Origin of the sequence: Cellulophaga baltica (genome assembly GCF_018861125.1) — a bacterium.
GTDB lineage: Bacteria > Bacteroidota > Bacteroidia > Flavobacteriales > Flavobacteriaceae > Cellulophaga > Cellulophaga baltica_A.
In genome coordinates this window covers 162,567-175,604 of sequence record NZ_JAHKQN010000015.1, presented here as the reverse complement: position 1 = coordinate 175,604, position 13,038 = coordinate 162,567, and the positions used below count along the sequence as shown (strand labels likewise).

The following is a 13,038-nucleotide window of genomic DNA, read 5'->3' as shown; positions in this document are numbered from 1 at the left end:
ATAATACTACAAAAATGAAAAAGCACAATTTTAGCGCAGGTCCATGTATTTTACCACAAGAAGTTTTACTAAAAGCTTCTGAAGCCGTACAAGATTTTAATGGCTCTGGATTATCTTTAATAGAGATGTCGCACAGAAGCAAAGAATTTGTAGAAGTTATAGAGAATGCTAGAGCTTTAGCTTTAGAAATTTTAGACCTTGAGGATAAAGGATATAAAGCCTTATTTTTAACAGGGGGCGCAAGTATGGAATTCATTAGAGTTGCATACAATCTTTTAGAAACAAAAGCAGGCTATTTAAATACAGGTACTTGGAGTAATAATGCAATTAAAGAAGCAAAATTATTCGGAGAAGTGGTTGAAGTAGCGTCATCTAAAGAGGAAGGTTTTAATCACATTCCTAAAATGTTTGGCGTACCTAATGATTTAGATTATTTACACATTACCTCTAACAATACAATTTACGGAACTCAAATGAAAACGTTCCCTAAAGTGAACATTCCGTTAGTTTGTGATATGAGTTCTGATATTTTCTCAAGACAATTAGATTTTTCTCAGTTTGATTTAATATATGCAGGAGCACAAAAAAACATGGGTCCTTCAGGTACACAATTAGTAATTATAAAAGAAGATATTTTAGGTAAAGTAACTAGAAAAATACCTTCTATACTTGATTACCAAATACAAATAGCAAAAGAGAGTATGTTTAATACTCCTGCTGTTTTTCCTGTATACACTACAATGTTAAATTTAGAATGGCTTAAAGGTTTAGGCGGAATTTCTGTAATTGAAGAACTTAATAATAAGAAAGCGCAATTATTATATTCTGAAATAGATTTAAACCCCGTGTTTAAAGGATACGCTAAAGAAGAAGACAGATCTACAATGAATGCTACCTTCACTTTAACTGATGAAAAATTAAAAGATACTTTTGATGCTATGTGGAAAGAAGCTGGTGTTAGTGGCATTAACGGTCACAGATCAATTGGTGGTTATAGAGCGTCTATGTATAACGCTATGTCTCTTGAGAGCGTAGGTGTTTTAGTAGATGTAATGAGTGAAATGGAAAGAAAAGCATAATTTCAATTTTTTATAAATGCCAAGTTCTATATTATTTAGAACTTGGCATTTTATATTTTAAATAAATATCTAGTTTTAAAATGAGAATATTAGCAAATGATGGAATTGCCCAAGAAGGTGTTGAAGCCTTAAAGGCAAATGGTTTTGAAGTACTAACTGTAAATGTTGCTCAAGAGCAACTGATAAGCTATATAAATACTCGAAATATTGAAGTTCTTTTAGTACGTAGCGCTACACAAGTTCAAAAAGATATAATTGATGAATGTCCTAATTTAAAATTAATAGGTCGTGGTGGCGTTGGTTTAGATAATATTGATGTTGCTTATGCTGAAAAGAAAGGTATTCATGTCATAAATACCCCTGAAGCTTCCTCTGCTTCTGTTGCTGAGTTAGTATTCGCACATTTATATGGTGGTGTTCGTTATTTATATGATTCGAACAGAAATATGCCATTAGATGGTGATAGTAAATTTAAAGAGCTAAAGAAAAGTTACGCTAAGGGTTCTGAATTAAAAGGAAAAACCTTAGGTATTATTGGTTTTGGTAAAATTGGACAAGCTACAGCTAAAATTGCACTAGGTGTGGGTATGAAAGTTATATATCACGATACTGAAGTTGAAAAGATGACTGTTTCTATTCCATTTTTTGACGGACAAGAAGTTTCCTTCAATTTAAGCAATACTCCGAAAGAAGAATTATTAAAAACTTCTGATTTTATTACAATTCATACGCCTAAACAAACTGCTTACGTTATTGGCAAAAGTGAATTTAATAGCATGAAAGATGGCGTTGGTATCATCAACACATCTCGTGGTGGTGCTTTAGATGAAGTTGCTTTAGTTGATGCTTTAAAACAAAGAAAAGTATCTTTTGCAGGTTTAGATGTATTTGAATCTGAACCAAAACCAGAGATTCCAATTTTAATGCACCCAGATATATCATTAACACCACATATTGGTGGAGCTACACAAGAAGCTCAAAGTAGAATTGGATTAGAATTAGCCTCTAAAATTACCAATCTTCTAAAATAAATGACTTTTTTTCAATGATTAGTAACTTTTTTGTAAATTGAACAAAATATTAAACCAAAACTATAAAAATGTCAGGAATATTAGATTTATTAAGCGGGCCTATAGGGCAACAAATTATTAGTGGTGTTGCAGGTCAAGCAAATGAACCACAAGACAAAACTGCAAGCGTATTAACTATGGCTATGCCGTTATTAATGGGTGCAATGAAAAAGAATGCCTCAACACCTGAAGGTGCTGCAGGCTTAATGGGAGCTTTAACAAGTGGAAAACACGATGGAAATATATTAAGTAATCTTGGTGGATTATTTAGTGGCGGTGTTGATGACTCTGTAATGAGTGATGGTGCCGGAATATTAGGCCATGTACTTGGCGGAAAACAAGCTCAAGTAGAAAATGCTTTAAGTCAAAAAACTGGAGTTGATGCTGGTTCTGTTGGTACAATTTTAAAAGTAGCTGCTCCTATTTTAATGGGACTTTTATCTAAACAAACACAAGATCAAAATGTAACTAGTGCAAATGGTATTGGTGACGTTCTTGGTGGTTTATTAGGTGGCGGAAGCAATGCTGGTAAACAACAATCATTAATTGAATCTTTCTTAGATTCTGATGGTGATGGCAGTATTTTAGATGACGTAGCTGGGATGGTTATGAATAGTGGAGGAACACAACAAAAAAGTGGCTTAGGTGGCTTACTTGGTGGTTTATTCGGAAAATAATATTATTATTCTTCATTATACAATTTATAAAGGCCGAACTTATGTTTGGCTTTTTTTGTATCTTAATAATTATGAAAAAAAGAATTTTACAGGTCATTACCGCATTAATACTAATAGCTAGTTTAGCGTACAGTTGCAATACAAGTAAAACTGCTATTAGCATAAACGATACTGAAAAAGAAGCTTTTACTAAAACTGAAGGTGATACGATTACAATTAATGATGAAGAAAGTGAGTATGAAATAATCATAATTGAACCTGGTTTTAATTTCTGGCTACAAAGTGTTGCTCACTCTCAAGGGTATTACACACAAAGCTATTTAGAAAATAGAAATGCAATTTGGGTAACCGAGTGGAATCAAAGAGTTTTACAATTTAATAGATACGACCCTAACTTATATGAAATGCGAATAAATTACAGCCAAGGAATTGACTATGGTTACGAGGTAAATTATAAACTTTACAACTATTTTATCTACTTCCAAAGAAAATACAATCAACGTTTAGGCACTTTTATACCACGCATTTAATAGTATATTTGTAAAATATAAACTATGATATGGAAAAATTAAAACAACGCTGGGGAATAGAATCAAATTTCTCCATTGTTATGATACTAATTGTTTTTGCGCTTACAGGCTCATCTTCATTAAAAATTGCAAGACCTTTTTTAGATTACATAGGTTTTACAAGAGAGATTTTTGCTGATGATTGGTATTTTTCTGTTTTATATTGGACTGTTCGAATTCTTATTATTTTCCCTATTTATCAAGTATTACTAGTCGCATTTGGCTGGTTGTTTGGGCAATTTAATTTCTTCTGGAATTTTGAAAAGAAAATGCTGAGCAGATTCGGTTTAGGTTTTTTATTCAAATAGAAATTATTATTCCGTTTTAAAATAACCTTATATATTTCTTAACACACCAATTGATAAGGGTTTCATTTCTTTGTAACATGAAAGTACATACAAAGAACTCTCTTCTTTCTTTTACTGTTTGTATTTTACTTACTGCATTAGCGATGCCGAGTATCATTAAATCTTATCACGCATTATTTGAACACCAAGAAATTGTTTGTACTCAAAAAAACAAAGTCCATGTTCATCAGGTAGAATTAAATTGTAATTTTAAACATTACGATATTAATCCTTTTACATTTCCGGAAACAATAGACTACAGCTTCACTTTTATGTATTCAAATTTTAAAATACATAAAAACTTATATATTCAAATAAGTAAATTTCAAAAATTACACTTTTCTCTTAGAGGGCCCCCTTCAATTTCTTAACAACAAATAATCATCTGTTTATAAGACCATGAAAAATAATAAATATTTATTTGAGCTATAATCTTTTATAAAGTTTAAGCCATTATTAAAAATAAAAATACAATGAAAAAGATACTTCTTTCATTACTTTTCATACTATCTATAAGTGCAATTTATTCACAAAACTCAGTCACTGGTACTGTCACAGATGCTAAAACAAATGAAGCATTAGAGCAAGTTTCAGTTTATTTCCCTCAACTAGAAAAAGGAGATGTAACCAATGAAAATGGAGTTTACAAAGTTTCTAATTTACCAACAGGAGCGTACAAAGTAGTATTATCATATATTGGATACCAAACCATATCAAAAACAATAGCTATAACTTCTGATGAAATTATTTTTGATGCTGTTTTAAATGAAAGTGCTATTGAAATGGAAGAAATAATAGTTTCTACACCTTTTCACAAATTACAAAGTGAAAACGTGATGAAGGTTGAATATGCTAGCATTACAGATTTAAAAAATAAAGGAGCGATTACTCTAGCTGACGGAATTACTAAAATTGCAGGGGTTGAAAGTGTTTCTACCGGTATTGGTATTGGTAAACCTGTAATTAGAGGTCTAAACGCTAACAGGGTTTTGGTGTATACACAAGGTATAAGATTAGAAAACCAACAGTTTGGTGATGAACATGGTTTAGGGGTAAATGATGCTGGAATATCAAGCGTAGAGGTTATAAAAGGCCCTGCTTCCTTACTTTACGGTTCTGATGCTATGGGCGGCGTTTTATATCTGAATCCTGAAAAATTTGCAATAAATAATGATACTGAAGGTGACGTTAATTTAAATTATTACACCAACACTCTAGGTATTAATGCTAACGCAGGATTTAAAACATCTGGTGAACATTTAAAATTTTTACTACGCAGTGCTGTTACATCGCATGTAGATTATAAAACTGGAGGAGATGAAAGAGTGACCAACTCTAGATTTAAAGAATTTGATATTAAAACAGGGTTGGCATATCAGTTAACAAACTTTAAAACAGAACTACGTTACAATTATAATAATTCTAATTTAGGTATTCCGGAAGAAATAGGGGAACAAACTACTGATCGTGATCCGATGGACCCACATCAAACTATTGATAATCAGATATTAAGCTTAAAAAATTCCTTATTGCTAAAAAAATCTAGTTTAGATCTTACTTTGGGGTATACTTCTAATATTAGAAAGGAATTTGAAGAAGATGAAGAAGGTGCTGCTTTGCACATGAATTTAAATACTTTTACCTATAACTTACAATATCATTTACCTAAATATGGTATTTTAGAAACTATTGTTGGTGCACAAGGCTTAAACCAAACAAATACCAATTATGGTGAAGAATTATTAATACCTGATGCGACTACAAATGATATTGGCTTCTACGGTACTTCTCATTTACATTTAAATGAGAACAATGACATTCAATTTGGGCTTCGTTATGACTACAGAGCTATTGATGGCGAACAGAATGGAGATATAGGTGATGAAGATTATATTGGTGCAGTAGATAGAGATTTCAACAGCTTTAATGCGGCTATTGGGTACAAACTTAATTTCTTAGATAATTTTGTTGCTAGAATAAATGTAGCGTCTGGTTATAGAGCTCCGAATTTAGCTGAATTAACTTCAAATGGTGTTCATGAAGGTACAAACCGTTATGAGATTGGTGACCTTACTTTAAATAATGAACAAAACATTCAAACTGATATGGCGCTAGAATATAAAAATGAACATTTTGAAATTTTTGTAAACGGATTCTACAATTCTATAAATGACTATATATACATCTCACCAACAGATGAAGAAATAGATGATAATTTAGTGTATGAATACCTTCAAGAAGATTCTAAATTATATGGTGGTGAAGCTGGTATACATATTCATCCTCATCCATTAGATTGGTTGCATTTTGAAAGTAGTTATCAAACAGTTACTGGTAAACAGAAAAACGATGATAATCTACCTTTAATTCCAGCAAAGAATATAACTAATACCTTAAGAGCTGAATTTACTAATTCTGAGACTTGGTTAAAAAATAGTCAGTTTTTTGTTACTTTAAAATCGACTTTTAGTCAAGATAAAATTGCATCTTATGAAACCGAAACAGATGGTTATAGTTTATTAAGTGCTGGTATAAGTGGCAAAATGGAGATTTTTAATACTCCTATGGACATCCGCATATCAGGTAACAACCTTTTAAATAAAAATTATGCATCACACCTTTCTCGTTTAAAGTATGATGACATATCAAATATTGGAAGAAACATTAGTTTAGGGTTGAGTGTTCCTCTTTAAAAGAATAAAGTAAAAAACAATAAAAAAGCGGAGATGAATAAAATTCATCTCCGCTTTTATTTTATATAAACTTGAAACTAAACCTCTATAGGTTGATCTTCAATTTCAGACTTTTTAAATACATAGGTATAAAACCACATGAGTGTAAATGTTGGTATAAAATCTAGGCCTGGCACTAATTCTTCAATAAAAGTTACCATACCAGCTGCTTGGCCAATTTTACCTTTGTAAAGCCTTGTCATAATCCAAGCAGATATTGGTGCCCAAATTACATCAGAAAACTCCCCTATTCCTGGTATTACAAAAGATAGCATACCAACGGCATCTAAAAGAATACCTAATAACAGGTGTTGTATTTTTTTATCTTTAATTTTTGACATATTTAAATTTAATGGTTTATTAATTTAAATCAAAATGAGTGCCAAAAATTATTTGTTCTAGTATTATGACAGACTAGAGCTTATTAATTTTAAAAACTCGTTTCTAGTTTCTTGCTTTTCAAACTGCCCTCTAAAACCTGATGTTGTTGTTACTGAGTTTTGCTTTTGCACACCGCGCATCATCATGCACATGTGTGAAGCTTCAATAACCACGGCAACACCTTTAGGCTTTAAAGTATTATTAATACACTCTAAAATATCATGTGTCAAACGTTCTTGAACTTGCAAACGTCTAGCAAAAACATCTACTACACGTGGTATTTTACTTAGGCCTACAATATGCCCATTTGGTATGTAAGCAACATGCGCTTTACCAAAAAACGGCAACATATGGTGCTCACAAAGTGAATAAAGCTCAATATCTTTTATGATGACCATATCATCATAATCTTCTTTAAACATTGCTCCTTTTAATATTTCAACAGCATCTTGCTCGTAACCTTGAGTTAAAAACATCATAGCTTTAGAGGCCCTTTCCGGTGTTTTTACTAAACCTTCTCTTGTTACATCTTCTCCTATACCATCAAGTATTGTTGAATAGTTATTTTGAACCTCTTCTTTAACTTTTATATTATACTCTTCAAAATGTTCGTATGAAGCCATATCTTAAACGCTTTACTATAAATTATACCTGCAAAAATACTCGATTATTATTAGTTTCACTAATACAGGTAGTTTAGTCTTAAGTTTTGCCATGTCTTTGCTAATGCTTACTTTCATATTTTTAATTGAAATTGCATGATTAAAGCAAATAACATCCAAAAATATTATGGTGATTTACAGGTCTTAAAAGGTGTAAATCTGCATATCAAAAAAGGTGAAATTGTATCTATAGTTGGCCCATCAGGTGCAGGAAAAACAACACTTTTACAAATTTTGGGTACTCTCGATATTCAGTCTAATAAAAAAGATAGTCAGTTATTAATAAAAGACACTGATATTACATCATTAACAGAAAAAGAATTGGCAAAATTTAGAAATGAGAATATAGGTTTCATTTTTCAGTTTCATCAATTATTACCTGAATTTACAGCCCTAGAAAACGTTTGCATTCCTGCATTTATAAAAAACGCTTCAAAATCAGAAGCAGAAAAAAGAGCTAAAGAGTTACTTGACTTTTTAGGCCTTTCACACCGTTACAATCACAAACCCAGTGAGCTTTCTGGCGGCGAACAGCAACGTGTTGCTGTTGCCCGTGCTTTAGTAAACAACCCAAGTGTTATTTATGCTGATGAACCTAGTGGGAATTTAGATTCTGAAAGTGCCGACAACCTCCATAAATTGTTTTTTAAACTTAGAGATGAGTTTGGACAAACTTTTGTTATTATCACCCACAATAATGAATTAGCATCAATGGCTGATAGAAAATTAACTATTGTTGATGGTTTAATGGTTGATGCAGAATGATCAAGCAAATTTGGGAATTTATAAAAAAGCCTCAATACATTGCTTTTCATAAAAACTTAAAACAAGAAAAGTTTACTGCTTTTACTAAAATTCTTGTACTTACCATTTTTACAAGTTTTTGTTTAGGAATACTGATGAGTATTATCATTACTGCTACAGGTGCAGAAATTGGCAATCATGGAATGGATCAGCTATTTGAGAAGTACAATGAATTTATAATTTTTCTACTAGCTGTTATTTTTGCACCTCTACTGGAAGAGTTACTTTTTAGAGCGCCTTTAGTTTTCTTTAAAAATTCACACTTTTTCAAATATGCATATTATAATTCCGCATTATTATTTGGGCTAATACACCTAACAAACTTTGAATCGTTTACTGAAAATATTTGGCTCGCTCCTATTTTGGTTGCACCACAAATAGCAGCAGGATTTATTCTTGGTTTTACAAGAGTAAAGTTAGGGCTAGGTTGGTCTATACTTTTACACGCTTGCCATAACGGAATATTAATTGTGCCTACATTATTATTAAAGCTAACAGGAAATTTACCCGATTAAAAGTTATGAAAAAAGAAGAATTAAAAACCTTTTTAGATGAGAAGGTATTGCAATACAATCATCCAACTTTTTTAGATACAGACCCCATTCAAATTCCGCATAGTTTTTCTTTAAAAGAAGATATTGAGATTAGTGGTTTTTTAACAGCAACAATTGCTTGGGGAAACAGAAAAAGCATAATCACAAATGCTAAAAAGATGATGACTTTGCTAGACGACTCACCTTATGATTTTATAATGAATTATGAAGAAGATGATTTAGCTCGATTTGATGAATTTAAGCATAGAACATTTAATGGTGAAGATTTAAAATTCTTTATAAAAAGTCTTAGAAATATTTACCTAAACCATGGTGGACTAGAAGCTGTTTTTGAGAAATATATTATTAATGATTCACTGCAACCATCTATTACTGCATTTAAAAAAGTTTTTTTTGAAATGCCACACCCTACAAGAACTACTAAACATGTTTCAGACCCATTAAAAGGTTCTGCTGCTAAACGCATTAATATGTTTTTACGTTGGATGGTTCGCGATGCATCAACAGGTGTAGATTTTGGTATCTGGAAAAAAATATCAAGTTCTGCACTGTCTTGTCCATTAGATGTGCACTCTGGTAATGTAGCACGTAAACTTGGTCTATTGACTAGAAAACAAAATGACGCTAAAGCTTTAAAAGAGTTGGATCTAAATCTTAAAAATTTAGACCCAAATGACCCTTCTAAATATGATTTTGCCTTATTTGGCTTAGGTGTTTTTGAAAAATTTTAATAAGTAGCAACACTTGCATCAGTAAGTGTTTTCATAAAAGCAACTAAAGATTCTTGCTCTTTTACTGTTAAACTTAACTCATCAAAAGGTAAGGTTTGATGTGGCACATCAAAACCTAAACCTCCACCTCCGCCCTTATTATAAAAGTCAATAACCTGTTCTAAAGTATTATAAGCTCCGTTATGCATATAAGGCGCTGTTAACGCTACATTTCTAACCGTAGGGGTTTTAAACATACCTTTATGCAAAGGCTCTTCATACATAAAATAGAAGCCCGTATCTGTATCAATTTCTTTATTATTTGATGTTTTAGCAACCCCAATAACTTCTTTTTCAGTTTCATCAAAAAATGGTGGCACAGTACCGTTTGTTAAGGGCATAAAATGACATGTTGCACACAACGCTTTTCCCATAAAAAGATTCATCCCATCTTTTTCTTCTTGAGTATAAGTGTCTATTTCTGCTCTTATATTTCTATCGAATTTAGAATTAAAACTCTGTAAAGTAGCTACGTAAGAAGATATAGCTCTAATTATTTCAATATTTTTAGTTGGTATTTTACCATATACATCTTTAAAAATTTTTACATATGAACTATCTTTTAAAATCTCAGTAGAAAAGCTATGGACCTTAGAATCAAACTCCAAAGTATTAGAAAATACAGCTGAAATTTGATCATCTAAAGTAGGTGATCTCCCATCCCAAAAAAAGGCTTTTTGGTAAATGGCATTTAGTAATGTAGGTGAATTTCTTTGTAAAGGATTACCGCTATTATCTAAATTTTGTTTTAGTCCATCTGCATATCCTTTATTAGGATCATGGCAGGTTATACAGGCCATTTTTTTACTCAATGAAAGGTTTTTATCTTTATACAACTTTTTTCCCAAAGCAATTTGATCTTTCAATTGTTTCTTATTTACAACAGGTAGAAAGTGATTTACATTAAATGTATTTGTTTCAAAAAATGTTGGTGCATCAAAATTAAAAACCTTGTTATCCGCCCCTTCCCATATTCCAGTTTCTTTACGAACTGCTACCCAGTTACGAGTTATAGGGTTAAAATAATCTCTAATGAACGTATACCTATCAAAAGTATCAAAATCAGGATTATTTCTAATATAAGCAACTGCTTTATCTATTGTATTTATAAAATCTACATCTAATTCTTTATTTTTTGTAAAAACAACTGATTGAATACTTAATTTATAAACCTCTTTTAAGCTATTTAATGAAACCGCGCTCTCATTAATGCCAAAATGGCTTACAGGTGTATCAAAACCAGAAATTCCATGACTTACAACACGTAATAACTGCTCATGAGTAGCTATAAAAAAACGTTGTTCATTTAATGGCCTCTTCACTATATATTTTTGAAGGTTTTGTAACAGACCTTTAGTAATTCTTAATTCTTCTTGATATACTTTTTCACCCTCACCCTCAAATATACTTTCTTCAATTTTTTGCAAACCATAAGGCATTAATATTTTACCTGTGTCTTCAGCTAAAATAGGTAACGCAGGACCGTTTATTCTGTGCCCAACACTTGGCTTTAAATAAGAAATATATGGTTCTGCTTTTTTAAATGAAAGCCTTAGGTTTTTAAATATTTTTTTTGAAACCGAGTCACTTGACTTATATAACATGAGAGAATCTATCTCTTCAACAGCATGGGTTACGTTTTTTAAATAATATTCATGAGCCAAACTAAAATCAACAAGGGTTTCCATTTCTTTTTCTTTAGGCTCTTGCTTACAACTAATCAAAAAACAGAAAAAGAAAATATTCAATACATATTTCAACATACAATACACTATTTTGTAATACAAAAACCCCCAAGTGAAACTTGGAGGCTTTTTTAAGTTCTTTTATCTTATCTAGGTAATCCTTTTAACAATACAATTTGCCCTCCTTGATCGTCAGGTAAACCATCTGAAACAAAATCATCACTTTCCCAATAATGAGGTTGTAAAGCCAACATAAACGTATCAGGCTCTCCAATTTTATCAGAAACATCAATTAATGCACCAAACTCACCGCTATACCCTGTACTTCCTGTTGGATCTAAATCTTGACGAATTAATAACTCTAAAACTACTTGAGAGTTGTCTCCATTTAAGTTAGTTTGGTATATATAAGCAGCATGATCTCTGTCAAAAGAATTTGGATCTTCTTGATAATAAACAAAGTTTTCTGTTACACAAATATTATCAGGACTCTGCAATAAGCTATTGTTACCATCTGCATTGTTAGTATCAGTATTTCCACTTACAATTTGAGTTAGAGAACCTGTTAAAGGTGAATCTTCGTCTAATTCTAATTTATAAACAGTTCCCCAGTCATTATAGGTGCCAGCTCCTGGTCCTCTACCTGTTACTGCAAAATACACGTTTCTACCATTTTCATCTGAACCTTTTTGATAATCAACGTCTTCAACTCTCATAAATGCAGAAGCTTGAACTGCAATACAAGCATCTTCCATTTCATCTTTAGTCAATGTCGCTCCATTTTCAATTTCAACAAACTCAACATCATAAGAAATTTTAATGTCTAAATTACTTTCATTGTAAATCTCACCAGCAATTACATCCTCTACGCCACCTGCACCGTCAGATACTTCCTTTAAACGTAATACGTAAATTTTACCATCAGTTAAATCTGCATCACCATTTTCAGAATAATATAAAGTAACTTGACCTTCAGAGTCAGAAGAATCATCATCACCACCAATTATAACTGTTTTGCCAGAATATGCATCTTTAGGCAAAGGAACCGCATTTTCCCACGAAAACTCTCCTAATGCATCTAAACCAAAATCTGCAGTTGGTGTTGGAGTTTCAATATAAGGATCAATACCTTTTACATCATAATTAATACTTTCTGATGCTGATAAGAAAAGGTCTTGAGTACCACCATGTATTGCAGCTTCCCACATTGTACCAGAACATTGGCGCGCTTCATCAGCAACATCATCAGTTAATAACCATTCTCCACCTGTTGGATTTAAATTTGCATCAAAATGAATTCTTGATACTGCGTGATCATCTTCTGCATTAACTATATAAATATAACCATCTCCATCATTTAACAAACCAGCTCCATCTTGAGCTCCCAATAATTTAAAACCATCAGCAAGTTCATCAGAAGAACTAATTAACGAATAAGCTTCCACATAATTAAATTGAGATTGTATGGCAACCAAAGGTTCTAAAGAAGATTTGTTTTCGAACATAGTAATTTCACCTGTTAAATCTTCTCCGTCTTCACCATCAGCACCGTCTTGACCATCAACACCGTCAATACCATCAGTACCGTCAACTCCATCCTCAGGATCACAACTTACAACAGTCAATCCCATAAGTGAGAGCAATAAAGCACTCATCATAATTTTTTTCATAGTTTTCATAAAGTAAAAGTTTATCGATTATTTTTTCC

Annotated in this window: 13 protein-coding genes; 9 read left to right on the top strand and 4 right to left on the bottom strand. The window is 31.9% G+C overall.

The genetic code is table 11. The features are described from left to right. Window positions 1-14 precede the first annotated feature (14 nt). From serC to KO500_RS06945, 6 genes are all read left to right on the top strand, one after another. On the top strand, window positions 15-1,079 hold the full coding sequence (gene serC / locus KO500_RS06970; RefSeq protein WP_215955803.1) for a 3-phosphoserine/phosphohydroxythreonine transaminase: 1,065 nt from the start codon (window positions 15-17) through the stop codon (window positions 1,077-1,079). Between the two features lie 80 nt (window positions 1,080-1,159). Further along, entirely contained in the window at window positions 1,160-2,110 is a 951-nt protein-coding gene (locus KO500_RS06965; protein WP_215955802.1) for a D-2-hydroxyacid dehydrogenase, read from the top strand. Window positions 2,111-2,178: 68 nt separating this feature from the next. Then, the gene (locus KO500_RS06960) at window positions 2,179-2,826 is read left to right on the top strand and encodes a DUF937 domain-containing protein (protein WP_215955801.1); all 648 of its coding nucleotides are present in this window, start codon (window positions 2,179-2,181) and stop codon (window positions 2,824-2,826) included. Window positions 2,827-2,897: 71 nt separating this feature from the next. Next, window positions 2,898-3,356, top strand: coding sequence for a DUF6146 family protein (locus KO500_RS06955; RefSeq protein ID WP_215955800.1), 459 nt, complete (start codon window positions 2,898-2,900; stop codon window positions 3,354-3,356). Between the two features lie 29 nt (window positions 3,357-3,385). Beyond that, a complete protein-coding gene (locus KO500_RS06950; RefSeq protein WP_215955799.1) occupies window positions 3,386-3,703 on the top strand; it encodes a DUF6787 family protein in 318 nt (105 codons plus the stop codon). A 512-nt stretch (window positions 3,704-4,215) separates the two neighbouring features. Then, on the top strand, window positions 4,216-6,435 hold the full coding sequence (locus KO500_RS06945) for a TonB-dependent receptor (protein WP_215955798.1): 2,220 nt from the start codon (window positions 4,216-4,218) through the stop codon (window positions 6,433-6,435). Between the two features lie 77 nt (window positions 6,436-6,512). Here KO500_RS06945 and KO500_RS06940 read toward each other — a convergent pair whose 3' ends face one another. Both KO500_RS06940 and folE read right to left on the bottom strand, forming a co-directional pair. Beyond that, window positions 6,513-6,815, bottom strand: a complete 303-nt coding sequence (locus KO500_RS06940) for a hypothetical protein (protein ID WP_215955797.1) — start codon at window positions 6,813-6,815, stop codon at window positions 6,513-6,515. A 63-nt stretch (window positions 6,816-6,878) separates the two neighbouring features. After that, complete coding sequence (gene folE / locus KO500_RS06935) at window positions 6,879-7,478, bottom strand: GTP cyclohydrolase I FolE (RefSeq protein ID WP_215955796.1); 600 nt, start codon at window positions 7,476-7,478, stop codon at window positions 6,879-6,881. Between the two features lie 135 nt (window positions 7,479-7,613). Here folE and KO500_RS06930 point away from each other — a divergent pair, with 135 nt between their 5' ends. Genes KO500_RS06930 through KO500_RS06920 form a run of 3 tightly spaced genes read left to right on the top strand, consistent with a single transcriptional unit; the run spans window position 7,614 to window position 9,606 of the window. Continuing rightward, entirely contained in the window at window positions 7,614-8,282 is a 669-nt protein-coding gene (locus tag KO500_RS06930; protein WP_215955795.1) for an ABC transporter ATP-binding protein, read from the top strand. Further along, window positions 8,279-8,836: a CPBP family intramembrane glutamic endopeptidase gene (locus KO500_RS06925; protein WP_215955794.1), complete on the top strand. Its 558-nt coding sequence runs from the start codon at window positions 8,279-8,281 to the stop codon at window positions 8,834-8,836. The genes KO500_RS06930 and KO500_RS06925 overlap by 4 nt, the downstream gene beginning before the upstream one ends. 5 nt (window positions 8,837-8,841) lie before the next feature. After that, window positions 8,842-9,606: a TIGR02757 family protein gene (locus KO500_RS06920; protein WP_215955793.1), complete on the top strand. Its 765-nt coding sequence runs from the start codon at window positions 8,842-8,844 to the stop codon at window positions 9,604-9,606. Here the strand turns inward: KO500_RS06920 and KO500_RS06915 are convergent. Then, window positions 9,603-11,408 carry a cytochrome-c peroxidase gene (locus KO500_RS06915; protein WP_215955792.1) on the bottom strand — a complete coding sequence of 602 codons (1,806 nt, stop codon included), beginning with the start codon at window positions 11,406-11,408 and terminating at the stop codon, window positions 9,603-9,605. The two genes, KO500_RS06920 and KO500_RS06915, sit on opposite strands and share 4 nt — an antisense overlap. Window positions 11,409-11,476: 68 nt before the next feature. Next, window positions 11,477-13,009 carry a PhoX family protein gene (locus KO500_RS06910; protein WP_215955791.1) on the bottom strand — a complete coding sequence of 511 codons (1,533 nt, stop codon included), beginning with the start codon at window positions 13,007-13,009 and terminating at the stop codon, window positions 11,477-11,479. Window positions 13,010-13,038: the final 29 nt, after the last annotated feature.